The organism is Novosphingobium sp., assembly GCF_024642085.1.
Taxonomy (GTDB): Bacteria; Pseudomonadota; Alphaproteobacteria; order Sphingomonadales; family Sphingomonadaceae; genus Novosphingobium.
In genome coordinates this window covers 1-24,000 of record NZ_JAHEBV010000014.1, presented here as the reverse complement: position 1 = coordinate 24,000, position 24,000 = coordinate 1, and the positions used below count along the sequence as shown (strand labels likewise).

At 64.0% G+C, this 24,000-nt stretch carries 24 protein-coding genes; 14 read left to right on the top strand and 10 right to left on the bottom strand.

Going from position 1 to position 24,000, the window contains the following annotated elements:
• Window positions 1-108: 108 nt before the first annotated feature.
• Together ihfB and Q0L62_RS07765 are read right to left on the bottom strand one after the other, a co-directional pair.
• The gene (ihfB, locus tag Q0L62_RS07770; protein WP_296678606.1) at window positions 109-390 is read right to left on the bottom strand and encodes an integration host factor subunit beta; all 282 of its coding nucleotides are present in this window, start codon (window positions 388-390) and stop codon (window positions 109-111) included.
• Window positions 391-532: 142 nt separating this feature from the next.
• Entirely contained in the window at window positions 533-877 is a 345-nt protein-coding gene (locus tag Q0L62_RS07765; RefSeq protein WP_296678604.1) for a GntR family transcriptional regulator, read from the bottom strand.
• A gap of 178 nt (window positions 878-1,055) precedes the next feature.
• On the opposite strand from Q0L62_RS07765, the gene Q0L62_RS07760 reads away from it, so the two are divergent.
• The 4 genes from Q0L62_RS07760 to Q0L62_RS07745 all read left to right on the top strand — a co-directional run bounded on the left by Q0L62_RS07760 (window position 1,056) and on the right by Q0L62_RS07745 (window position 6,180).
• Window positions 1,056-2,678, top strand: a complete 1,623-nt coding sequence (locus Q0L62_RS07760; RefSeq protein ID WP_296678602.1) for a peptide MFS transporter — start codon at window positions 1,056-1,058, stop codon at window positions 2,676-2,678.
• A 26-nt stretch (window positions 2,679-2,704) separates the two neighbouring features.
• Window positions 2,705-4,126 (top strand): amidohydrolase, encoded by a 1,422-nt coding sequence (locus Q0L62_RS07755; protein ID WP_296678600.1) that lies wholly within the window; start codon window positions 2,705-2,707, stop codon window positions 4,124-4,126.
• Window positions 4,123-5,412 (top strand): amidohydrolase family protein, encoded by a 1,290-nt coding sequence (locus Q0L62_RS07750; protein WP_296678599.1) that lies wholly within the window; start codon window positions 4,123-4,125, stop codon window positions 5,410-5,412. The genes Q0L62_RS07755 and Q0L62_RS07750 overlap by 4 nt, the downstream gene beginning before the upstream one ends.
• Before the next feature lie 84 nt (window positions 5,413-5,496).
• Entirely contained in the window at window positions 5,497-6,180 is a 684-nt protein-coding gene (locus tag Q0L62_RS07745) for an NnrU family protein (protein WP_296678597.1), read from the top strand.
• Between the two features lies 1 nt (window position 6,181).
• On the opposite strand, the gene dxs is transcribed toward Q0L62_RS07745, so the two are convergent.
• On the bottom strand, window positions 6,182-8,104 hold the full coding sequence (gene dxs, locus Q0L62_RS07740) for a 1-deoxy-D-xylulose-5-phosphate synthase (protein ID WP_296678596.1): 1,923 nt from the start codon (window positions 8,102-8,104) through the stop codon (window positions 6,182-6,184).
• A gap of 86 nt (window positions 8,105-8,190) precedes the next feature.
• On the opposite strand from dxs, the gene Q0L62_RS07735 reads away from it, so the two are divergent.
• On the top strand, window positions 8,191-8,577 hold the full coding sequence (locus tag Q0L62_RS07735) for a VOC family protein (RefSeq protein ID WP_296678594.1): 387 nt from the start codon (window positions 8,191-8,193) through the stop codon (window positions 8,575-8,577).
• A gap of 1 nt (window position 8,578) precedes the next feature.
• On the opposite strand, the gene Q0L62_RS07730 is transcribed toward Q0L62_RS07735, so the two are convergent.
• The 5 genes from Q0L62_RS07730 to rpe form a co-directional block, all read right to left on the bottom strand.
• Window positions 8,579-9,052, bottom strand: coding sequence for a Fur family transcriptional regulator (locus tag Q0L62_RS07730; RefSeq protein ID WP_296678592.1), 474 nt, complete (start codon window positions 9,050-9,052; stop codon window positions 8,579-8,581).
• Window positions 9,053-9,096: 44 nt separating this feature from the next.
• Window positions 9,097-9,258, bottom strand: coding sequence for a hypothetical protein (locus tag Q0L62_RS07725; RefSeq protein WP_296678590.1), 162 nt, complete (start codon window positions 9,256-9,258; stop codon window positions 9,097-9,099).
• A 149-nt stretch (window positions 9,259-9,407) separates the two neighbouring features.
• Window positions 9,408-10,997, bottom strand: a complete 1,590-nt coding sequence (gene purH / locus Q0L62_RS07720) for a bifunctional phosphoribosylaminoimidazolecarboxamide formyltransferase/IMP cyclohydrolase (RefSeq protein WP_296678588.1) — start codon at window positions 10,995-10,997, stop codon at window positions 9,408-9,410.
• Window positions 10,998-11,003: 6 nt separating this feature from the next.
• Entirely contained in the window at window positions 11,004-12,911 is a 1,908-nt protein-coding gene (locus tag Q0L62_RS07715) for a heparinase II/III family protein (protein ID WP_296678586.1), read from the bottom strand.
• A 3-nt stretch (window positions 12,912-12,914) separates the two neighbouring features.
• Window positions 12,915-13,577 (bottom strand): ribulose-phosphate 3-epimerase, encoded by a 663-nt coding sequence (gene rpe, locus Q0L62_RS07710; protein WP_296678583.1) that lies wholly within the window; start codon window positions 13,575-13,577, stop codon window positions 12,915-12,917.
• Window positions 13,578-13,735: 158 nt separating this feature from the next.
• On the opposite strand from rpe, the gene Q0L62_RS07705 reads away from it, so the two are divergent.
• From Q0L62_RS07705 to Q0L62_RS07675, 7 genes are all read left to right on the top strand, one after another.
• Entirely contained in the window at window positions 13,736-14,608 is an 873-nt protein-coding gene (locus tag Q0L62_RS07705) for a hypothetical protein (protein ID WP_296678581.1), read from the top strand.
• Window positions 14,605-14,874 carry a PqqD family protein gene (locus tag Q0L62_RS07700; protein ID WP_296678578.1) on the top strand — a complete coding sequence of 90 codons (270 nt, stop codon included), beginning with the start codon at window positions 14,605-14,607 and terminating at the stop codon, window positions 14,872-14,874. Before Q0L62_RS07705 ends, Q0L62_RS07700 begins: the two co-directional genes overlap by 4 nt.
• Window positions 14,875-14,878: 4 nt before the next feature.
• Entirely contained in the window at window positions 14,879-15,286 is a 408-nt protein-coding gene (locus tag Q0L62_RS07695) for a lasso peptide biosynthesis B2 protein (RefSeq protein ID WP_296678577.1), read from the top strand.
• An 85-nt stretch (window positions 15,287-15,371) separates the two neighbouring features.
• Complete coding sequence (locus tag Q0L62_RS07690) at window positions 15,372-15,497, top strand: hypothetical protein (protein WP_296678575.1); 126 nt, start codon at window positions 15,372-15,374, stop codon at window positions 15,495-15,497.
• A gap of 101 nt (window positions 15,498-15,598) precedes the next feature.
• Window positions 15,599-17,470 carry an asparagine synthase-related protein gene (locus Q0L62_RS07685; protein WP_296678573.1) on the top strand — a complete coding sequence of 624 codons (1,872 nt, stop codon included), beginning with the start codon at window positions 15,599-15,601 and terminating at the stop codon, window positions 17,468-17,470.
• Window positions 17,460-19,169: an ABC transporter ATP-binding protein gene (locus tag Q0L62_RS07680; RefSeq protein WP_296678571.1), complete on the top strand. Its 1,710-nt coding sequence runs from the start codon at window positions 17,460-17,462 to the stop codon at window positions 19,167-19,169. The genes Q0L62_RS07685 and Q0L62_RS07680 overlap by 11 nt, the downstream gene beginning before the upstream one ends.
• Window positions 19,166-19,666, top strand: a complete 501-nt coding sequence (locus Q0L62_RS07675; RefSeq protein WP_296678569.1) for a DUF2141 domain-containing protein — start codon at window positions 19,166-19,168, stop codon at window positions 19,664-19,666. The genes Q0L62_RS07680 and Q0L62_RS07675 overlap by 4 nt, the downstream gene beginning before the upstream one ends.
• On the opposite strand, the gene Q0L62_RS07670 is transcribed toward Q0L62_RS07675, so the two are convergent.
• Window positions 19,653-20,402, bottom strand: a complete 750-nt coding sequence (locus tag Q0L62_RS07670; RefSeq protein ID WP_296678566.1) for an NTP transferase domain-containing protein — start codon at window positions 20,400-20,402, stop codon at window positions 19,653-19,655. The genes Q0L62_RS07675 and Q0L62_RS07670 overlap by 14 nt on opposite strands.
• A 66-nt stretch (window positions 20,403-20,468) precedes the next feature.
• Window positions 20,469-21,569 carry an inositol-3-phosphate synthase gene (locus tag Q0L62_RS07665; protein ID WP_296678565.1) on the bottom strand — a complete coding sequence of 367 codons (1,101 nt, stop codon included), beginning with the start codon at window positions 21,567-21,569 and terminating at the stop codon, window positions 20,469-20,471.
• Between the two features lie 226 nt (window positions 21,570-21,795).
• On the opposite strand from Q0L62_RS07665, the gene Q0L62_RS07660 reads away from it, so the two are divergent.
• Both Q0L62_RS07660 and Q0L62_RS07655 read left to right on the top strand, forming a co-directional pair.
• Window positions 21,796-22,701: a CDP-alcohol phosphatidyltransferase family protein gene (locus Q0L62_RS07660; RefSeq protein ID WP_296678563.1), complete on the top strand. Its 906-nt coding sequence runs from the start codon at window positions 21,796-21,798 to the stop codon at window positions 22,699-22,701.
• Window positions 22,702-22,752: 51 nt separating this feature from the next.
• Entirely contained in the window at window positions 22,753-23,970 is a 1,218-nt protein-coding gene (locus Q0L62_RS07655; protein ID WP_296678561.1) for a M20 family metallopeptidase, read from the top strand.
• Window positions 23,971-24,000 lie beyond the last annotated feature (30 nt).

The window sequence follows — 24,000 nt, the reverse complement described above, 5'->3', positions numbered from 1 at the left end:
AAACGGGCTTGATGCCGGATTGGGGGGGACACTATGCGGGCAGCCTTAAAGCGCGGTCAGTGATGACCTGCGGCAAATCCCTAGTTCGCTGGGGAAACGCAATCCGGCCTAATCCGTGTTGAGGCGCGCGCGCATTTCCTTACCCGGCTTGAAATAGGGGACGTGCTTACCGGGTACGTCGACACTGTCGCCAGTGCGCGGGTTGCGCCCTTTGCGCGCATCGCGTTCGCGGGTCGAGAACGAGCCGAAGCCGCGCAGTTCGACCCTGCCGCCCTTCGCCAGCCGTGCGGCGATCTCGTCAAAGAACACGTTCACGATTTTTTCGATTTCCTCAGCCCGCAGGCCGGGATTTTCCTTGGCCAGTTCGGCCAGCAGTTCGGATCTGATCATCGTACGCCCTCCCCGGGTGATGACGCCCGGACGCATTATGCTATGCCACAATATGCCGCGTTGCTTCCGACCCGAAAAAGCGACACTGCATCAACGACACTGCCAGAGCGTGTCAAAGTGTGCAATCCGTAACTATCGATTGTTATGCGTTTTCTTCCAATAATTCCGTCAATGACAGCCCCAAACGCGCAATCCGGTCACGCAGCAGCGGCCATTCCTGTGCCAAAAAGAGATCGCGCTCGCTGGTCTTGAGCCGCTCAGCCGCGCCGCGCGCGACATACATGCCCACGCCGCGCTGCACTTCGACCAGTCCATCGAGCTGAAACTGCTGGTATGCCTTTGCCACGGTCAGAGGATTGGCGCCCTGATCAGCAGCAAAAGCGCGGACCGACGGAAGCATCGCCCCTTCGGGATAGGTGCCATCGATGATCGCCGCAGCGATCAGGTCGCGAAGCTTGAGATAAACGGGTTTGCCGGTTGGAGCCATGGTGACTGACTGCCATAATACAGCGCGTCGGGCAAGCGGCTTCGGCCATTTCGGGGCACATTAGCAATAATCGGAAAGGCGGGGCGAATTTCGCTTCACAGGCTGAAAATCGCGGTTAGTCTCCCGGCCATTCTGGCGCGCTGCATGGCGGCCGCAGATCAGGGACAAGGGATCGCAAATGAAAGATATGTCCGGCTGGACCGAGGGCGACTGGATCGCCGCATTGGGCGCCTTGGCGCTGTTCGCTTTTCTGGCCGTAGGCGGGCTGATTGCCATGCGCCGCAGCGAAGAGGTTGTCGGCCATCCGCGCGGCCTGTTCGTGCTGTTCTATGCCGAAATGTGGGAACGGTTTTCCTACTACGGAATGCGCGCCCTGCTGGTGCTTTACCTGACCAAGCACTGGCTGTTTTCAGACGGCAAGGCCAACCTGATCTATGGGGCCTATGGTGCGCTGGTCTACATCACTCCGGTCCTGGGCGGCATCATTGCCGACCGCTATCTGGGGCAGCGCAAGGCGGTCATTTTCGGCGGCGTGCTGCTCGCGATGGGCCACGGCCTGATGGCGGTGGAAGGCAGCGGCGGGCAAAGCGATCCAACGATCAATGTGTTCTGGGCGGCGCTGGCTTTCATCATCGTGGGCTCAGGCTTCCTCAAGGCAAACATATCGGTCATCGTCGGGCAGCTTTACAAGATGACCGACATCCGCCGCGATGCCGCCTACACTATCTTCTACATGGGGGTTAATGTCGGCGCGGCGCTGGGGACGATCCTGGTCGGCTATCTGGGCGAAACGCTTGGCTGGTCCTATGGTTTTGGCCTGGCTGGGATCGGCATGGTCGTGGGCCTGATCATCTTCGTGATCGGGCGTCCGGCCCTGCGCGGCCGCGGCGAAGCGCCGCAGCCGCTGACCCGCCAGCGCGAAGTGACGCTCTACGGCATCGGCGTGGCCGCGGTGGCGATGATCTGGGCCCTGATACAGTATCAGGACGTGATCCAGAACCTGCTGATTGTCAGCGGCCTCGCGATGCTGGGCTATACGCTGTACGAAGCTTTTAAGCTGCCCAAGGAACCACGCGAACGCATTTTTGCCATGCTGTTCCTGATTGCGCTTAACCCGCTGTTCTGGGGGTTGTTCGAACAGGCCGGGGGCAGTCTCAACCTGTTTACCGACAAGTATGTCGACAAGGGCGGCGTGCCGACCAGCCTGTTCCAGTCGATCAACCCGATCTATATTGTACTGTTCGCGCCCGTGTTTGCCGCGCTGTGGCAGTGGCTGGGCCGCAAGGGGCTGGAACCATCGGCCCCGGCCAAGTTCGGCCTGGCACTGACCCAGGTCGGGATCGGCTTTCTGGTCTTCGTGTGGGGCGCCAATTCGGTCGGCGCCGCGGCGATGACCCCGGTGCTGTTCGTCTTCCTGATCTATCTGCTCCACACCACGGCCGAACTGTGCCTGTCTCCGGTCGGGCTTTCGGCCATGGCGCGGCTGGCGCCGCTGCATCTGGCCAGCTTTGTCATGGGAGCATGGTTCTACATGACCGCGGTGGGCAATTTCGTCGCCGGCAAGATCGGCGAGGCAACCGGCGGGGAAAGCGGCGAGATGTCGAAAGAGCTGACTCTGGCGATCTACAGCAAGATCGGCTGGATCGCGATCGCCATCAGCGTTGTCGTTCTGCTGCTGTCGCCATTGGTGAAGCGCTGGATGCACCTCGACAGTCTGGAAGACCGGGGCAACCCGGACGATCAGCCAACCATCCATGGCGGCGGCGAGGGTGAGGCGGCAACGACCGCGCCGCGCAGCTGACGCTCAATCAAGACAAGGGACGCAGGATGATGGGATCGGCGCGGCACGTCCGGCTGGGGATGATGGCAGCCTGCGCTGTGGCTCTGGCCGCCGCGCCCGCCGGTGCCAGGGACAAGAAAGACAAGGACGAAAGCGCCGCGGTCAAGGCCGCGCGCGATTTCGACAAGAACCCGTTTCCGTCCACCTATCGCCGCTATCCCGGCCGCACCACGTTGATCACTGGGGCAACGGTGTTTGACGGTACCGGCAAGCGGATCGATCAGGGCGCCGTGCTGCTGCGCGATGGCAAGATCGCTGCGGCGGCGGGCGCGCTGGCCGATCTTGATGTTCCGGCCGATGCGGTGCGGATCGACGGCACCGGCAAGTTTGTCACCCCCGGGGTGATCGACGTGCACAGCCACCTTGGCGTCTATGCCAGCCCCGGGGTCGACGCTCATTCCGACGGGAACGAGATGACCAGCCCGACCACTCCGCAGGTCTGGGCGGAACATTCGGTCTGGCCGCAGGACCCCGGCTTTTCCCGCGCGCTGGTCAACGGCGGGGTGACCAGCCTGCAGATCCTGCCCGGATCGGGCAATCTTATCGGCGGGCGCTCAGTGACGTTGAAGAATGTCTATGCGCGCACCGTGCAGGGAATGAAGTTCCCCGGCGCGCCCTACGGGATGAAAATGGCCTGCGGCGAAAATCCCAAGCGGGTCTACGGCGAAAAAGGCCAGATCCCGTCAACCCGGATGGGCAACTTCGCGGTAGACCGGGCGATCTGGATCAAGGCCAGGGAATACCGGGCCAAACGCGCCGCGGGCAAGCTGGAAGAGCGCGATCTTGCGATGGAGACGCTGGCCGGAGTGCTCGACGGCGAAATCCTGGTTCAGAACCACTGTTACCGCGCCGATGAAATGGCCCAGGTGCTCGATATGGCGAAAGAGGCCGGGTACAAGGTCAGCGCGTTCCACCATGCGGTTGAAAGCTACAAGATCGGTGACCTGCTGAAAGCCGCGGACGTGTGCAGCGCGATCTGGGCCGATTGGTGGGGCTTCAAGATGGAAAGCTATGATGCCGTGCCCGAAAATGCCGGCATTTTGTACAAGGCAGGGGCCTGCGTGGTGATCCATTCTGACGACGAAAACGGCATCCAGCGCCTCAATCAGGAAGCGGCCAAGGCCCAGGGATCGGCCCGCCGTGCCGGGATTGCCATTCCCGACGAAGAAGTGGTGCGCTGGTTCACGCTCAACGCCGCCAAGGCAATCGGGGTGGACAAGCTTACCGGCAGCCTGGAAGCTGGCAAGATGGGCGACGTGGTGCTGTGGAACGGAAACCCGCTGTCAACCTACAGCCGCCCGGAAAAAGTCTGGGTCGACGGCGCGCTGCTTTATGACGCGAACGATCCCAAACGCCGCCCGGTCAGCGACTTTGAACTGGGCCAGCCGGGCGAAGGAGACGTGAAATGATCCGGCGCAGCGCTCTGCCCCTGATGGCCGCGCTGCTTGGCGCAACTGCTGCCCAGGCGCAGGATATGGCGATCACCAACGCCCGCGTCGTGATCGGTGACGGGTCGGCCCCGATCGACGGCGGCACGGTGATAATCCGGGCAGGCAAAGTGGCCGCCGCCGGCGCCGGGGTTGCCGTGCCGCCCGGCGTGCCGGTAATCGATGCGGGCGGCAAATGGGTCACACCCGGGCTGGTCGTCGCGGTAACGGACCTGGGTCTGGTCGATGTGGGCGCGGTCGATGCCAGCAATGATGTGGGCGCGGAAAAATCGCCGTTCAACGCGGCGCTGGATGTGGCTCCGGCAATCAATCCCCATGCCCAGCCGATCGCGATTGCCCGTGCCAACGGGGTGACCCGCGCAGCGGTGGCGCCGCTTGGCACCGGGGCGATCTTTGGCGGCCAGGGTGCGATCATCGATCTGGGCAGCGATCCGCGCGCGGTCACACTGCCGCGCGCGTTCCAGTATGCCGAACTGGGCGAGGACGGTGCGCGTCTGGCTGGCGGAAGCCGCGCCGCAACCTATGCCGTGCTGCGCAACGCCCTGGCCGAAGCGCGCGAGATTGCGCTGGCCCCGGCGGGCGCTCGGCGCAACGATGTCCTGCTGACCCGCCGCGATGCGGCGGCGCTGGTGCCGGTGGTGACAGGCAAACAGCCGCTGTACGCACACGTCGAACGCGCCGCCGATATCCGCATGGCGCTGAGCTTGAAAGGCGAGTTTCCCGCCCTCAAACTGGTGATTGTCGGTGCCAGCGAAGGCTGGCTGGCCGCAAGCGACCTGGCTGCGGCAGGCGTTTCGGTTCTGGCCACACCATTGAACGATCTGCCCGCCCGGTTCGAACAATTGGCCTCAACGCAAAGCAACGTCGGGCGCATGGCCGCCGCCGGGGTCAAGGTATCGCTGGGTTTTTTCAACAGCATGTCGCCCACGATAACGCAGTTTGCCGGCAATCTGGTCGCGCTGGGACGCTTGCCGCGCGCGGCCGGGCTGACCTGGGACAAGGCATTTGCCGCGATCAGTTCCGGCCCGGCCGATGCACTGGGCATGGCCGACCGGTTCGGATCGTTGCGCGCGGGCCGCGCCGGCGATGTGGTGATCTGGGACGGCGATCCGCTGGAAGCGCGCAGCGGCGTGGTCAGATTGTTCATCGACGGCATCGAACAGCCGCTTCAGAACCATCAGAGCCGCCTGCGCGATCGCTATCTGACCCCGCAGGAAGGGTCGCTGCCCAAGGCTTACGATTGGTAGGACAGCCGGTAACGCCGCACCGGCTTGCCAAAACGTTTCTTTGTGCTACCCATAGTTAACGCCGTTAACATGGGGAGCTTGAAGATGGACCCGTCTCTTACCCGGCTGATCGCCGCCAGTCTGACGTTCGTGGGCACGCATTTCGTGCTGTCGCATCCCTTGCGCGGCGCCGTAGTCAAGGCCGCGGGTGCCAAAGGTTTCATGGCGATCTATTCGCTGGTCGCGCTGGGCAGCTTTGCCTGGATGGTGCTGGCCTTCCGCGCGGCCGACAGCGGCATGCCGGCGTGGAACGGCCAGGCCGACGCGGCCTGGATCCTGGCCACGCTGATCATGATCCCGGCCTCGATCCTGCTGGTCGGATCGTTCATGGGCAACCCGGCCTTGCCTGCGCCGGGTGCCGCCGATCTGGCGCGGCAAGGGCCGCACGGCGTGTTTCACATCACGCGTCATCCCATGATGTGGTCCTTCACCCTGTGGAGCGCGGCCCACCTGCTGGTCAGTCCTACCCCGCGGGTGATCGTGCTGACGCTGGCCATCGCAGTGCTGGCACTGGTTGGTGCGCATCTGCAGGACCGCAAGAAGGAAGTGCTGATGGGCGCGGACTGGCAGGCCTGGGAAGCAAAGACCAGCTATTGGCCCCGCCCGGCAGGAGCGCTCAAAGCCGGATGGACCCCGCGACTGGGCGGCTTGGCGCTGTGGCTGGTTGCAACCTGGGCGCATATTTGGACGATCGGAATCCCGGCAGGAATCTGGCGCTGGATCGGCTGAATCAGGCCCGCGCCTCTTCCACCCCGGCGCTGTTGTGCCGCAGCGCTATCAGCACGCAATCGACGATCTGCGGAGCGTTCAGCCCGGCCGCGTCGTATTGTTTGTCAGGCGCGTCGTGATCCTGAAACTGGTCGGGCAGACGCAGCGTGCGGATTTTAAGGCCGGCATCGGTCAGCCCTTCGTCGCTGGCCATGGTCAGGACATGCGCGCCCAGCCCGCCAATGCTGCCTTCTTCCACCGTCACGACAACTTCGTGCGTGGCCATCAGCTGGCGGATCAGATCATGGTCGAGCGGCTTTGCAAAACGCAGGTCGGCAACCGTGGTTGAAAGACCCTTGGCTTCCAGCTGGTCAGCCGCCTTGAGCGCTTCGGCCAGCCGCGTGCCGAGCGACAGGATCGCCACCTTGCTGCCGTGGCGCACCACCCGGCCCTTGCCGATTTCAAGCCGCTGCGGAACATCAGGCAAGGCTACCCCGGTGCCGTTGCCGCGGGGATAGCGAAACGCAATCGGGCCGCTGTCATGGCAGGCGGCGGTATAGGTCATGTGGACCAGCTCGGCCTCGTCCGCGGCGGCCATGACGACCATGTTGGGCAGGCTGGCCAGATAGGTCACGTCAAAGCTGCCGGCATGGGTCGCGCCGTCGGCCCCGACCAGACCGGCACGGTCGATCGCAAAACGCACTGGCAGGTTCTGGATCGCCACATCGTGGACCACCTGATCGTAGGCGCGTTGGAGGAAAGTCGAATAGATCGCGCAGAACGGGCGCATACCCTGCGCGGCAAGGCCGGCGGCAAAGGTCACCGCGTGCTGTTCGGCAATGCCGACATCGAAAGCGCGGGCAGGGTGCGCCTGGGCAAACTTGTCCACCCCGGTGCCGCTGGGCATGGCGGCCGTGATGGCGCAGATCGTGGGATCGCTGTCAGCCAGCTTGGCCAGGGTTTCACCAAACACGTTCTGGTAGGACGGTGCGCCAGGTGCGGCCTTGACCTGCTGGCCGGTGATGACATCGAACTTCTGCACTCCGTGGTATTTGTCCGCCGCCGCTTCGGCCGGGCCGTAGCCCTTGCCCTTTTGCGTAACGACATGGACCAGGCACGGGCCGACTTCGGCATCGCGGACATTTTCAAGGACCGGGATCAGCTGATCGAGGTTATGCCCGTCAATCGGGCCGACATAATAAAAGCCCAGTTCTTCGAACAGTGTTCCGCCCATGGCCATGCCGCGGGCAAACTCGTCGGTCTTTTTTGCCGCCTTGTGCAACGGTTCGGGAAGCTTGCGCGAAAAACGCCGCGCCAGTTCGCGTAACGACAGGAAGGGGCGCGAAGATACCAGCTTGGCCAGATAGGCTGACAGCCCGCCGACCGGCGGGGCGATCGACATGTCGTTATCGTTGAGGATCACGACCAGCCGGTTGCCCGCATCGGCGGCGTTGTTCATCGCTTCATAAGCCATGCCCGCGCTCATCGCGCCGTCGCCGATCACGGCAATGCCCTTGCCCGGGCGATCCGACAGCTTGTTGGCAATCGCAAAGCCGAGCGCCGCCGAAATCGAGGTGGAGCTGTGCGCCGCGCCGAACGCATCGTATTCGCTTTCGCTGCGCTTGGTGAAGCCGGACAGGCCGCCGCCCTGGCGCAGCGTGGTCATCCGCGCCCGCCGCCCGGTCAGGATCTTGTGGGGATAGGCCTGATGGCCAACATCCCAGATCAGCCGGTCATCGGGCGTGTTGAAAACATAGTGGATCGCCACGGTCAGTTCGACCACACCAAGGCCCGAACCCAGATGCCCGCCGGTCTGCCCGACCGCAGAAATCATTTCAGCCCGCAGTTCATCGGCCAGCTGGCGCAACTGGCCAGGGGGCAGGCGGCGCAGGTCGGTGGGTGTATCGACAGTATCGAGCAGGGGCGTTGCCGGAGTTTGGCTCATGGTCAGTGCCTTACACACTTGCTACACGGGTGTCGATTGTACCGTTGGGGCACGCCTGCCCCGATCGCCTTCGCGGAGACCTGCCAATGTCGCTTCCAGCCACCGCCCAGCCGCTGGGCTTCGTCATCACTGCCGACCGTTCGCGCTCGAAGCCGTTCTACGCAAATGTTTTAGGCCTGCGTGTGCTGGGCGAGGACGAGCATGCCGTGACTTTCGATCTGGGCAACCGCACCCCGATGCGGCTGACCACGGTCGATGGCTATCAGGCGGCAGGCCACACCGTGCTGGGGTGGCATGTGTCAGACATTGCAGCAACCGTCGCCGCGCTGAAAGCCAAGGGGGTAGCGTTCAAGATCTATGAAGGGTACGATCAGGGCCCGGATGCCATCTGGCGCTCGCCCCAGGGCGGATCGGCCGTGGCCTGGTTCGCCGATCCCGATGGAAACCTGCTGAGCCTGACCCAGTTCGGGTGACTCAGGCCTCGTTCGAACAGTCGGCGCACAGCCCGCGCAGTTCGACGACCGGGCGGATATCGGCAAAGCCCGCCTGGTGCGCGGCCTCGACCAGCGCGCCGGTCAGCTTGTCATCATCGATGTGGGTTGCCTTGCCGCAGCTGTCGCAGATCAGAAAGATGCAGTCATGGCGGCAGCCCGGGTGCGGGTTGGCGACATAGGCGTTGGCGCTTTCCACCCGGCGCGCCAGGTTGGTTTTCACGAACAGATCGAGAATGCGGTAAACCGAATTGGCCGCTACGCGTTTGCCGCGCGCCTTTGATACATCCTCGGCAATATCATAGGCGCTGGCAGGGCGTGACTGGTCCGCCAGCGCCTGGAATACCTCGCCGCGCATGTCGGTCCACTGTTCACCCGCTTCGACAAGTTCCGCGCGGGCGGCCTCGATCAGGTTGTTGCCGCTGGGTTCGTGATGATGATGATGGTGTGCCGCCATCGGGCGGATATAGGATGCCCTGCGCCGCGGGGCAATCGGAACGCTTAACGGGTCTGGTCGACCGCGACCGGTGCCGCCTGAGCCGCAGCGACGATGCCGCTCTGGGGTTCTGCACCGCGCGTCCCGACCGTCGCCACCAAGGCGGCTGCGCCAAGGGCAAAGCCGATGGCAAACGAACGGTACAGATCGGCTTTGAACAGGCCCATGAAACGGCTTTCGGAAAAATGGTGCGTGATTCGCTTGACGGCCTCTGTGCAGACAATGCCCTTACCGCCAAGTGAACACGGCGGATTCGTGACCGTTCACGCGGTGAAGCGATCCGCAGCTGCGTTGAAATGATGGTTTACGCCAATGGTCAATGGCGGAAATGGCGCATTCCGGTAAACACCATCGCCAATCCGGCTGCATCGGCGGCGGCAATAACCTCGTCGTCGCGGATCGATCCGCCCGGCTGGATCACCGCGGTCGCGCCGGCTTGCGCCGCGGCCAGCAGCCCATCGGCGAAGGGAAAGAAGGCATCGGAAGCGACTGCGCTGCCCACCGCGCGGCTCTGTTCCCAACCGTGTTTATCGGCCGCTTCAGCTGCCTTCATCGCGGCGATGCGGGACGAATCGCGGCGGTTCATCTGGCCGGCACCGATCCCGGCGGTGATACCGTCGCGGGCATAGACGATCGCGTTCGACTTCACGTGGCGCGCCACAGTCCAGGCGAACAGGCAGTCCTTCATTTCCTGCGGGCTGGGCGCACGCTTGGTCACTACCCTGAGGTCAGCCTCCTCAATCGCGCCGCTGTCCCGGTCCTGCACCAGGATGCCCCCGGCAATGATCGCCAGCGTCTGCCCCGGCCGGCGCGGATCGGGCAGGCCATCGGTGATCAGCAGGCGCAGGTTCTTTTTCCTGGCAAAGGCCGCGCGCGCTGCATCGTCTGCTCCGGGCGCGACGACGACCTCGGTGAAGATCTGGCAGATCGCTTCGGCCGTGGGGCCGTCCAGCGGGACATTGGTCGCCACGATCCCGCCAAAGGCCGACACATCGTCGCAGGACAGTGCGCCCTGCCACGCCTTCAGCAAGGTATCGGCCTGGGCAACCCCGCATGGGTTGGCGTGTTTGACGATGATCACGGCGGGCTGCTGTCCGGCAAACTCTGCAGCAAGTTCCAGTGCAGCATTGGCATCGTTGTAATTGTTGTAGGACAGCGCCTTGCCCTGAACCTGCTGGGCCTGGGGCAGGCCTTTGGCGTGGGGGCCAGCCGGAAGATAAAGCGCGGCATCCTGGTGCGGGTTTTCACCATAGCGCAGCGTCCCCGCCAGCTTGCGGGTCATGCTGACCATCGGCGGGAATTTCTGCCCCTGATCGGCATAGGCGAACCATTGCCCGATCATGCTGTCATAGGCGGCGGTGGCAGCAAAGGCCTTGGCGGCCAGCAGTCGGCGGAAGGCCAGCGTGGTCGCTCCATCTGTCTGCGCCAGCTCGGCCAGCAGCCCGGCATAGTCGGCCGGGTCCGTGACAATCGCCACGAACTGGTGGTTCTTTGCCGCCGAGCGAACCATCGAGGGGCCGCCGATGTCGATGTTCTCGATGATCGTGTCGCGGTCAGCGCCTTTGGCCACGGTCGCCTCGAACGGGTAGAGGTTGACCACAACCAGATCGATCGCGCCGATCCCGTGGGATTCCATCGCAGCGGCGTGTTGGGGGTTGTCGCGCACCGCCAGCAACCCGCCGTGGACGGTCGGGTGCAGGGTCTTGACCCGTCCGTCCATCATTTCAGGAAAGCCGGTCAGCTCCGATACGTCCTTCACCGCCAGCCCTGCATCGCGCAGGGCCTTGGCCGTGCCGCCGGTCGAGACCAGCTCCACCCCGCGCGCGGCCAGCGCTTGGCCCAGCTCGACCAGTCCGGTCTTGTCGGACACTGACAGCAGCGCCCGGCGGATTTTTACATCGCTCACGTGGAATTACCCCATTTTCTTGAGCAGCCAGGCAAAGCTGCCGCCGCCGCGCGAAACCATGCCGGAAATTACCAGCTGCTGGATCGGCTGCGGGCGGCCCTGCCCATCGGCCCACAAACTCTCTTCAATCGAAACCTGATTGTCGCCCCCGGCGCGGAACTGCCAGTACGACCCATCGGGCAAGGCAAGCCCGGCACCCTGCCCGTCATCAGACAGGCCCAGTTCAATCCCCACCCCCAGGTGAAAACGGATCGCGAAAGCCACCTTCCCGGTCTTGCCTTTGCCGCTGCGCGGAACCAGCAGATCTTCGCCGCGCAGTTCGCTGCCGTCATCGCGCAAGATCAGGATGCGGCGGTGGATCAGCCCGTGCCGCGAGGCATAGCCGTTATGGCTTGCTTCCAGCCGGGTTGCCCCGCCCTGTCGTTCTCCGGCGATCAGGCGGCGATCGACCTCAACCTCGGAAACACCGCTGCCCAGTTTACCGTTGATCACCACGGCAGTTGAATTGGCATCGTCGAGCACCAAGGTCGAATGGGCCGCGGTGGCGCGCAACCCCTGTTCCAGCCGGACCGGTATTAGCCCGCCCGCACAGGCGGCGCCGCCGCAATTGACCACAATACGATGAGGCCCCTGGCTGAGTTCGAAGGCCAAGGTCGAAGCGCAGCCCGAACGCGCGTGCCGGGCCAGCGGCGGCGGCGCAGCATCGAACTGCAAGATTGTCTTGCCCGCCACGATGCGCTGATATCCCCACTGCCGCACATCGCGCAGTGGCCGGCTGCGTACCCCGGTTGCGGTGACCAGAGTTGCCACATCGCTGGCATCGACTGCCCAGCCGCCCTGCCACGACCCCAGCGATCCATCACCGTGCGTCAAGGCCAGCAGCGGCGGCACCAGCAGGCTGAGGATCGCATCAAGCGCAGCGGGCGGATCGCGCCGCACCGCGGAATAGCAGGCGCGCAGCCGCACCAGCAGCGCGATCGCTTCCATCTGCATCAGCGGGCTGCGCGACAGGACGCCGCCATCGTCGCCGACCATCTCGCCCAGCGCCTTGATCAGTCCGGCTTCGCCAAACAGACGGCGCGGCTTGCCATCGGGCATCAGCAGTCCGGCGGCAACGATCCCGCTCCACCCGGCAACCTCGCCCAGCAGATCGTCGGCGCGGCCCACGTTCTTATCAAGCCAGCGGGCGGTATCGGACAGGTGATTGAACACGCGGGCGCGCAATGCTGCATCGCCGCCCGACAGGATCAAGGGCGCATGAACCAGCCAGTTGAGCACACGCGTTCCGGCATTGCCGACCATCCAGGCCGGGCCTTTGCCAGGCCGCGATGGCGGCTTGGGGTTTGAGCCCAGCCAGGCGGTCAGGATCCGTTCGGCAACAGGCGCGCCTTGTTCGCGCGGACCGCAGGTTTCCACATCGGACAGCCACGCAAACGAATGGACCACCCGTTCCAGCGGCGGGGCCATTCGTGCCGCCCCGGCGAAATCGACCTGGGCAATCGGCGCCTTGATTCCGTGGACCAGAAAATGCCCGGCGCGCAGGGCCGTTCCTGCCATGCGCGATCCCGGCAGCGGATTTTGCACCGTTGCCAGCAAGCGCGGCCTGGCCGCCTTGCCCAGCCGCCCGGACAGCGCCGATCCGGGTACGCCCAGGCGGTATGCCATGCGCAGCAACCGTTCGCCCGCGCCAACCGCAGGTGGCGCAAAATCTGCCAGAGCCAGCGCGCGGCCCGGTTCAATCACTTCACCCGGGGCCTGGGCCGGCAGTGCATCGGCAGGCGGAATATCGGCCTCGGTCAATGCGTGCTCCTCATTGCCCGCGGCCAGTGGAACGGCCCGGTTCTGCCCGCCCGATCCGGCCAAGCTGTCGCCGGTCGATCGGGCAGCTTCGCGGATGGACAGGGCATCGGCCATGGTTCACCCCAAACCCTTGAGCGCGGCAATGTTGGCCGCATAGCATTCTGGCCCGCCCCGAAACGTTGCTGTGCCTGCGACCAGCACGTCCGCTCCAGCCAAGACGCACAGCGGTGCGGTCGCGGCATCTACGCCGCCATCGACTTCCAGGCGGATATCGCGCCCGGTCTTGTCGATCATCTTGCGCACCGCCTCGATCTTCCTGAGCTGGCTGGTAATGAAGCTTTGGCCGCCAAAGCCGGGGTTGACGCTCATCACCAGGACGAGGTCGATTTCGTCGATCAGATAATCAAGCATCTTGGCCGGCGTCGCCGGGTTGAGCGAGATTCCTGCCTTCTTCCCATGTGCCTTGATCGCCTGAACTGTGCGGTGGGCGTGGGGCCCGGCTTCCGGGTGAAAGGTGATGACATCGGCTCCGGCCTCGGCAAAGGCGTCGATGAAACTGTCGACCGGGCTGATCATCAGGTGGACGTCGAGCGGCTTGGTGGTGTGCGGACGCAGCGCCTTTACCACCATCGGCCCGATCGTGAGGTTGGGCACGAAATGCCCGTCCATGACATCGACATGGATCCAGTCCGCCCCGGCCGCGTCCACGGCGCGCACTTCCTCGCCCAACCGGGCAAAGTCGGCAGACAGGATAGAGGGCGAGATCAGCGGCGCGGGCATGGGGTTAATGCAGCTCCTTACCCGGCGCTTAGCCACCACATATGGGGGGAACAAGCGCTTTGACCGGTGTTTTCCACACAGTATGTCGGATCAGGGCGAGGGATCGGGGCTTAGCGGCGCAGTTGACCTTGGCCGGGCGTGAAGGCAAGGCTGGCTTCATGTCGCCGCCGCACAGTTCTATGGAAGCACTTGCGCAGATGGAGCGCGAAACGCGGTGGAACCGCGGTAGTGTGCCGATCGGCCTTGACGGCACGGCGGCAACACCCGGGCGATGGCAGATGGCGGCTGGCCGATTTCTGCTTCGCTGCGAAAGTGGATTTGGCTTTCTGTACGAAGCAGGTCGGGGAATCACGGTCGAATGGCCTGATGGCGGCGATCCGCAAGAAGAACAGCTATGGCGATGCGGGACCGTTCATACCGGGATCGCCTGCCTCAATGGCCTTGTCCCGATCCACGCTTCAGCGGTTGAGCATGACGGCCAGGTCTTTGCCTTTGCCGGACCGTCGGGTGCTGGCAAGTCAACACTGGTCGCTGCGCTGGGCCAGCGCGGGCTGACGCTGTTTTGTGATGATACCCTGCTTGTTCATTCGCCGGGCGATGGCCCGATCATGGCTCTGCCCGGACACAAACGGCTCAAGTTGCTGGAGGATGCGGTTGAAATGACCGGCGCGGTCGGGGAAGCGGCGGTGGGCGCGGGGACAAACAAGCGTTTCGCGGCCGCGGCTGCTGGCGCTTCGACACAGCCGCTGCCGCTCGTATCGCTGACATTCCTGGAAACAGGGCCGGATATGCGTTGCGAACCGGTGCGCGGTGCAGACCGTTTCGCGCGGCTGGCCGATGACCACTATACGCAAGCCATATTTGAGGCTGCCCAGCCTGACCGGTCTGCCCTGTTCGCGCTTCGCGCCAAGCTGGCCCAGGGGATTGTGATGACGCGGCTGGTGCGTCCCATAAATCGCAGCCGGTTCGCCTCATCCGTGGATGCCGCCTTGAACCACATCCTACGTTTTCCAGGGCGCAAGGCGGCGTGAGCAGCGTTCTTGTAAAAAACTCTGCTGCGTTCAGCGAAACGACGATTGATGGCGAAGTTGTTGTCATGAGCCTGGATACAGGTACCTTCTATTCGCTGACCGGTAGCGCAGCAGCAACGTGGGCGCTCATCGATGGCACGCGCGATTACACGGCCCTGCTTGATGATCTGGCTGCCCACTTCAAGACATCGCCGTCCCTGATCGGCGCGGACACCGATGCTTTTATAAAAAGCCTGGTCGAAGCTGGCCTGATCGCCGGAGGCTGAGGCATTGGCAAAGGTTCGCTGGTGGAGCACGGTAGCCGAAGCAATGATATTGCTGGCCGCGGCCCGCCTGCTCGTCGCTGCGGTCGCGTTAAGGCACTGGCGCTTTCTGCTTGGCGATGTCGGAACTGCAAACGCCGGCCAGCCGGCTTCAACCTGCGACTGCACCATGCTGGTCCCGGCCGTTGAGCGGGCCGCGGCGCGGCTTCCGTTTCATACAAAGTGCCTGCCGCGCGCGACAGCCTTGCATGTCATGTACAGGCGGCGAAAAATACCCAGCAAACTTGTTATCGGCGTACTGGACCCGCGGCGGCGCGGCGCGGTCGAAGACCTACATGCCTGGGTCGAATCCGGCGGCGCTGTAGTAATCGGAGCCATCGCCGAGCCGTTCCATCCGATCATTCGCTTTGGCTAAGACCTTGCGGCTTGGCACAATCACGAAATCGTTTTATGGGGCGCTGAGACGACAAGGTTTAAAAACGGGCGCATAGGATCACATCATGTCGATACAGCCGCAGGATCTTCAGCCAGCATGGACCCGTCCCGAACTGGTCAAGCTTGGCACCTTGAAGGATGTTGCCCCCGGTCTGCCCGGTACGACTGAAGGGAACAGCGGCAAATCCTGACTTGCCGGTAATCCGGCAGTTGGGTTGGCCGCTTCGTCCGGACAGCTGTGTTTGCGATCGATTGGTATGACCGCGCGCCATCGCAGCAGTCCGCTGACCAATTGGGTTCGTCCCTCTCCGCTGGCTTGTCCCGTGCCGCTGCGGCGGTTACCGATGGCGGTCTGACCTTCGCGCGCCTTTTTGCGCACAACGATCTCCGCCGCGCAAAGCGTTGGGCCGTCCCCCGCGCGCAGCACCTTTCGGTCCTGTTCACGGGCCATCTGGACAATGCTGCCCCGATTGCCGCGTTGCTGGGGCGGCCCTGCCCGGCTGCAGGCGATCCGGACGAACTGGCGATCCTGTATGGTCATGCATTGCTGGCGTGGGGCGCAGATACCGATCTGCGTCTGATCGGCGAATATGCCGTAGCAATCGCCGATCCGTCCTTGCGCACACTACGACTGGCGCGCAGCCCCTTGCGTGCGCCGCCGCTTCATTTCTACCAGGCCGGCGGACGCATGATCGCATCCACAGCCGTCCGGGCCATTTTTGCTTGCGGCATCGAAAAGCGCACCAATCCGGCCAAGCTTGCCGACATGGCGTGGTTCAACGCCTCGGACGAGGGGCGGGGCTGGTATCTGGGCGTCGAACGGGTTGCGTTAGGCAGCACGGTAACGCTCGGGCCAGGCAGGCGGGAAACGCAGCGCTTTTATGATCTTGGCGCGCTGAAGCCGCTCCCGCGCATGACCCGCGCCGATTACCTGGCGACGGCACGTGACTTGCTGGCCGAAGGAACGCGCGCGGCCCTGGCTGGAAGTTCACGTCCCGCAATCATGCTGTCAGGCGGGCTCGACTCCTCGCTCGTTGCGATAAACGTGCTTGATGCACTGCCTGGCGATCAACCGGTCGATACCTATACATTCACCGTTCGTCATGACTGGGATGGGCATACCCCGCCGGGCACCTATGGCGATGAGAGGCCCCGCGTAGCAGCGCTGTGCCAGCGCTATCCGCGTTTGACGCCGCACTTCCACAGCAACGATGACCGGGCATTTACCGACGATCTTACCAAGCTGTTTCACACTATCGGAGGCGCGCCGCAGGGTTTGGCCAACATGGGCGTCTACCATAGCCTGTGGCAGGCCGCGCGCGGCGATGGATGCGACAGGGTGTTGCTGGGCGAGTTCGGCAACATGACGGTCAGCGATGACGGCAACTGGGCCTACTCCCATTATTTCAAGACGCTGCGCTGGATTCAGTTATTTCGGGCGCTGCGCAGTGCGCCGGACGATCAACGGAGCCTGTTGAGGCGCTTTGCCGCATTGGCGGTAATGCCGTTCCTGCCCGACAGCCTATGGCACTGGCAGCGCGGCATCCGCGGCATCGAAAACCTCTATCCGCTCGCCTCACCGCTGCGCCAGGACTATGCCCGCAAAAGCGGCGCGGTCGATCGGGCAAAGGCCGCGAACCTGCCCAATCCGCGCTATCCGCTGCGCGACCGGTTGGCGATGATCCGCGAAGTGCACGACAACACCTGGGGCGAGTTTTCCGACGTCTACAGCGGCTTTGAACAGATCTATGGCATGGAGCAGCGCGACCCGACAGCATACCGCCCCTTTTTCGAGTTCTGCGCCGGCTTGCCCGCCAACATGGTACTATATGACGGTCAGGACCGCCGCCTGGCCCGCGATCTGCTGAACGGCAGAATGGACGATGAATTCCGCTTGTCCCGCCTGAATGGGTCACACAATGCCGACTGGTATACCCGCATGACGCCGCGCGTTGCCGACCTGCGCGAGGAAATTGACCGCGCGGCCAATGACCCGGACCTGGCAGAGATGCTCGATTTCGATCGCCTGCGTATGGCACTCGATTCTTGGCCCGAAACCTCGGACATGTCATCGCGCGAACGGCTTGTGTGTTCGGCTGCCATTCCGCGTGCAATACTTTATTCCCGCTTCTTTGCTTACACCGAAGGCCGCAATGACCTCTGATCGCCGATCGCTGGTGCGGCTTATCGGTCCACATGAACGGGCCGGCGCGGTGCGGCTGATCTTGCTGATGGTAGGCGCAGCCCTGACCGAAGGTCTTGGTGTGATGCTACTGGTTCCGCTGCTTGCCGCGCTCGATCCGGGAAACACCAGCCAGCTGGCAACCCTGTTTTCGCGCCTTCATCTGGAGCGGAGCCTGGGCACAGCCCTGCTGCTGTTCGTAATCCTGATCGTCCTGCGAGGAATACTTGCCCTGACCCGGGGGATGGCCACTTTGCGCTTCGAGTTGGGTGTGGTCGACCGGCTGCGCCGCCAGGTATGGCGCGCGCTGCTGGGTGCGGACTGGCGCATGCTTGCATCGCTCAGGCGGTCGGACAGCACCAGCGTGCTGGTCACCGGCATTGACCGGGTAGGATATGCGATGAATCAGGCGGTCCATGGCCTTGCCGCGCTGCTGACCTTGTTCGGCCTTGGTCTGGCCGGGCTGGTCGTTGCGCCGCTGATTACACTGGGAGGGATGCTTGGCGGCTTGCTGGTGCTGTTGGCATACGGCCGTCTGCGCCGCCGCGCAGCCCATCTGGGAGACCGGCTGGGCGCCGCCTATGGTGCGATGCAGGGCAGTCTTGCCGACAGCCTTGGGGCAATCCGTGTTGTCAAAAGCCTGGGCAGCGAGGCCCGCGCCGAACAAGCCGCATTTACGGATTTTGCGCAACTCAGCGGATCGCGCCTGGCTTATCAGCGCGACATGGGCCTGGGCCAGATCATGCTGCAGATCGGCGGGGCAATGGTTCTGGCCGTGCTGGTGTGGACCGCAGCCGTCCGCTGGCATTTGAGTGCCGCGCAGATACTGCCGGTTGTCGCGCTGTTCGCGCGCAGCCTGCCGCTGCTCGGCAGTGTTCAGGAATGTTGGCAAAACTTTGCCCATGCGCGCCCGGCCATCAACGCCGCCTTTGCGCTGATCGATCAGGCCGAAGCGGCGCAGGAAGGCGAAGCGCCCTCTACCTTCGTTCATGTCCCTGCGCTGGGAAGTGAAATCCGGCTTGAACGGGTACGTGTTCACTTCGATGGATCGCCGTTTGATGCGCTGGCGGATATCGATCTGCTCATCCCCGCGCGCAGTATCGTGGCGCTGACGGGGGCATCGGGTTCAGGGAAAAGCACACTTGCGGATCTGCTGGGCGGATTGATTTCCCCCGATGGCGGGAAGCTCTCGGTCGATGGCGTAACCATAGATGCCGCCAACCGCCGGGCCTGGCGCACGCGCGTTGCTTACGTGCATCAGGACGCCGTGCTGATCGCCGCGACGCTGCGCGAAAATCTGGCGTGGGGCCGGCCTTTTGACGACGATGCCCTGACCCGGGCGTTGCGTGCCGCAGCTGCGGATTTTGCACTGGACCTGCCGCAGGGGCTCGACACGGTGCTTGGCGATGGTGGCCGGGTGCTTTCGGGCGGCGAACGGCAGCGCATCGCCTTGGCCCGCGCCTTGTTGCGCGAACCAGCCTTGCTCATCCTGGATGAAGCAACCAGCGCGCTTGATCCTGCGAGCGAAGCGCAGGTAGGCGCAGCTGTTTCCCAGCTCGCCCAGCGTATGACAGTGCTGGTGATCGGGCATCGCAGCGGACTGCTTGCACAGGCCGATCAAGCGGTTAGACTGGATCGGGGCAGAATCGTGCCACACGATTATCGAACGGGAAAGCTATGAAACACTCGGCCGTCGCGCGGCACGGATTGCGCATTGCAGGGGCGCTGGCAGCCTGGGCGTGCATCGCTTCGACATGCGTCGCTCAGCCACTGCTGCCGCCCGCCGAATGCGTTGGCGAGGTCAGCGACACCTGGCTTTACGTCGCAGTAACCGACGTGCGCAAAGGTACCGGCCTGGTAGCCTTCACGATCTATGACGATGACCGCAGCCGGTTCCTGGTCAAACGCGGATCGTTGGCGGTCATGCGGGTCCCGGCGCAGCTGGGTGAAACGCGCGCCTGCATTTTTCTGCCCAGGGCGGGCACTTACGCCTTGGCCGTTTACCACGATGAAGATGGCAACCAGGCGTTCAATCGCAGCGGGCTGGGATTGCCCAACGAAGGGTTTGGATTCAGCAATAACCCGACCACCCTGGCCGGCCTGCCCAGTTTCAAGGCCGTGCGGCTGAGCGTGCCAAAGCCGGGTCTGCTGACAAGGATACGGCTTAAATACCCATAGCAGCCGCGTAGACTGCGGCCAGTTCGCGCGGGGCCTGCGCTTCGGCCAGGGCGTGGGCGCGTGGATCATCGACATCGAGCCACCATGCTCCGCCAACGTCCCAGGTCGCCGCACGTCCGGCATCGGCCAATGCCTGCATTCCGTCGGACAAGCTGCCCGCCTTGCCCGCCGCGATGGCGGCTGCGATCGCCAAGGACAGCTCTGGCGTGGCAAGAAAAGCACCGCAATCCACCGCATCGTATACCGGGATTGACTTGCCGATCGCGCGGATAAAGCCGTGCTCTTCGGTTTCGACCCACGTCGCGTCATCGGGATCGACCAGCGGATTGTCGGTGTTCCGATCAATCGCAAGAGTCACTCCGCGGTCCTTGCCGCCCTGCGCGGCGAGCCCGGTCAGGATGGTGTCCGAGAAAATGTGATCGGCCATCATCAACAGGTAATCACCATCGATCCGCGCCGCACCGGTAATCACTGACCAGCCGTTAGGTTTCGACCAGTCATCCACCCGCGCCGCTTCTATCGGTATCCCGCAGCGCGCGGTCAGCCCGCAAAGCGCCGCTTCGAGCATTTCCGCTTCGTGCCCGGTTGCAACGACCACCTTGGCCGCGCCCGCCGCCTTGGCTTGCCGCACGCCAAGTTCGAGCAGCGGCACACCGGCAACCGGCGTCATGGGTTTGGAATCGGAAAGATCGCGCAAGCGGCTGCCGAAACCGGCGGCGATAATCAGGGCGTCCATCGGGAGTCCTCAAAAGCAAACGGCGCCGGTTGCCCGGCGCCGTCTCTCAATCCGGTAAAGTCAGGCCTATTCAGCTGCGAGAGGCGTTTCGGCGACGTATTCTTCAACCATCTGGGCTGCCAGATCATCGACAAACTGCTGCGGCGGATGCTTGCAGAAGTAAGCCGACGGACCGATCAGGGCGCCGCCCTCACCGCGTTCCAGCGCGACCTTGCAGCAACGGATCGCGTCCATCACGCAGGCTGCCGAATTGGGGCTGTCTTCCACTGACAGGCGCAGTTCCAGGTTCATCGGCACATTGCCCCACTGGTTGCCTTCAAGGCGCAGGAAGCACAGCTTGTTGTCCTTTTGCCAGGGAACATAGTCAGAAGGACCGACATGGATATTTTCATCGGCCAGACGCTGGGCGAGCATGGCCTGGACGGCTTCGGTCTTGGATTCCTTCTTGGAGCCGAGACGCTGGCGGTCAAGCATGTTCATGAAATCGGTGTTGCCGCCGGTGTTGAGCTGGTAGGTCCGTTCAACGGTCACGCCGCGGGCGGCGAACAGGCTGGACAGGACGCGGTGGACGATGGTGGCGCCAACCTGGGCCTTGATATCGTCCCCCACGATCGGAATGCCCGCGTCACGGAAACGCGCTTCCCATTCGGGGCGGCTGGCGATGAACACCGGCATGCAGTTGACCACGGCCACGCCTGCTTCCAGCGCGCATTCCATGTAGAACTCGGTCGCGTCTTGCGAGCCGACGGGAAGGAAGTTGAGCAGCACTTCAGCGCCCGTATCCTTCAGCGCGGCAACGATGCTTTCGTGGGTGGCTTCGGCGGCATCGGCAACAATGAAACCCTTGTCGCCAACCTGGGTCATGTGCGGCGCAACGCCGTCCAGCACCTTGCCCATGATAACCTTGTTCCCGGTCTGCGGGACCTGCGGCATGAACACAGTCGTATTGTTGGGGGCAGCGAAGATGGCTTCGGAAATATCCTTGCCAACCTTGCGCGAATCGACATCGATGCCCAGCACGAAATCGACGTCACCGGCACCGTAGCCACCGATCTTGTCATGGATCAGGCCTTCGGACGAATTGTTCTGGCGGTAATAGGCAACCCCCTGGACCAGCGAACTTGCGCAGTTGCCAACGCCAATCATGGCGACCTTGATGGGCTTCATGTGCGATTCAATCCCTTATCGTGAGGTGACGCGTGCGCTTATATGTTACGTTTCGGCGTCAACGTGGCGCAGTCCAAAGCAACTGCGTGGCCTGACGTCAAGCCGAATGGCGATTCGCGCCTGAAACTGCGGTGAATAGCGGGGTCAAAATGGGTCATGCTGCATTGCCAGTGGCCCCGAACGCGCTATTTCAGTCAATCTGAGACGCCAGAACAAGGACGGCAGAGTGGATTCGGCAACAATTTCGGCGCAGGCCGCGCCCCAGCGGCCCATGCGCCCGCGCGAATTGCAGGACGCCCTGAACTTTCATCTGTACCACCCGCTTGCCTGGCAGCTGGCCCGGCTTCTGGCGCGCACCCCGATCACTCCCAACATGGTTTCGGTCTGCGGTGCGGCACTGGTCGTGCTGGCCGCGGCCGCCTATGCCCAGCCGTGGTATCCGCTGGGTGCGATGCTTGGCATGGCGCTGCACATGAGCTGGCACGTGGTCGACGGAGCCGACGGCGATCTGGCGCGTCTGACCGGGCGCGCCAGCCCGATTGGCGAGATGGTCGACGGCCTGTGCGACTATCTCAGCCATATCGTGCTCTACTTCGTTCTCGGGTGGATACTGACCCATGCAGGCGGCTGGTGGGGCGGGTGGCACGGCTGGGCGCTGATGGTGGTCGCCGGGATTGGCCACGCCGTCCAGTCAAACCATGTCGAAGTGCAGCGCCGCCAGTACCAGTCCTGGGTTTATGGCACCCCGTGGCTGCGCTCCAGCCATGCTGGTGAAGGGTCGGCGACCGGGCAAAGCTGGGGCGGCGCGCTGGTATCGGGCTATCTCGCGGTGGCCAGCGGCATGACGCCCCACGCGCTGCGGATCGATGCGGCAGTCGAAGCGGCCAGAGGCGATCCGGCGCGCCTGAGGGCGATTGCCGATGCGGTCCGCGCCGAAGCGCCGCCCCTGTTGCGGCTCTGCAAGATCCTGGGGCCCAACCCGCGCGCGGTGGTGCTGGGTCTGTCGATGCTGGCAGGCAGCCCGCTGTGGTATTTCCTTTATCAGGCAGTTGCGCTCAACGTGCTCCTGGCCATCTCGGTACGTGCCCACAACGCATCGGCGCAGCGGATCGCGGCGCGGATCGCGGCCTAGACGCGCAGGCCCGTACAGCTATCATCGCCAGCTTGGCCAAACGGAGTTCCCATGCTGCACGAAACGCTGATCGAAGATGCCCGCGCTTTGCAGGGTGACATCACCGCCCTGCGCCGCGCCATCCATGCCGAACCCGAACTGGGCCTCCACACCCCGCTAACCCGCGACAAGGTCCGTGCCGCTCTGGCCGATCTGCCGCTGACCTGGCGCGAAGGCCCGTCGACCACCGGGCTTGTCGCCGCACTGCAAGGCGGCGCCGGGCCGGGACGCAGCGTGTTGCTGCGCGGCGACATGGACGCGCTTGCCATGCCAGAGGAAACCGGACTGCCCTATGCCTCGACCATTCCCGGCACGATGCACGCTTGCGGGCACGATGCGCATACCGCGATGCTGGCCGGCGCGGCGCGGCTGCTGTGCGCGCGGCAGGCAGAACTGACGGGCGAGGTCCGTTTCATGTTCCAGCCGGGTGAGGAAGGCTATCACGGAGCGCGCTTCATGCTTGACGATGGACTGCTGGGCGGCGGAGCGGACGGCTTGCCACTGCCCGACGCGGCCTTCGCCCTGCACGTTATGCCCAATGCCCGCCACGGCCAGATCGCCGGCCGCGCGGGCGCGCTGATGGCAGCGGCTGACAAGTTCGACGTAGTAGTCAAGGGGCGCGGCGGCCACGCATCTATGCCGCACTTTGCCGCCGACCCGCTCCCCGTGGCGGCGGAAATCGTGCTGGCCCTGCAAAGCGCGGTGACTCGCCGCTTCGACGCGCACGACCCCGTCGTCTGCACCGTTTCGAAGATTGAGGGCGGGACAGCACACAACGTGATTCCCGACAGCGTCAGCCTGCTTGGCACGCTGCGGTCGCTTTCCCCGCGCCACCGCGCTGCCCTGCACGCCATGGTTCATGAAGTCGCCAGCGGGATTGCGAGAGCCCACGCAATGCGCGCCGAAGTGACCGTTACCGAAGGGTTCCCGGTGACGCTATGCGATCCGCGGGCGGTGACAATGGGCGAGGAAACCGCCAAGGCGCTGTTCGGCGAAGGCGCATGGCACGGCCTTCAGCGCCCGATCATGGGGGCAGAGGATTTCAGCTACGTGCTTGAAAAGGTCCCCGGCGCGATGTTCTTTCTGGGCGTCGCGGCAGAGGGCGCAGACTGGCATTGCTGCGAGGGGATCCATTCGACCCGCATGGTGCTGGACGAGGCGGCGCTGCCCGGCGGCGCGGCGCTGCTGGCGGGATTGGCGAAGCGATTCCTGGCTCAGGGTTTCGCCTGACCGCACGCCTTATCCGCGCGCTGCACTGCC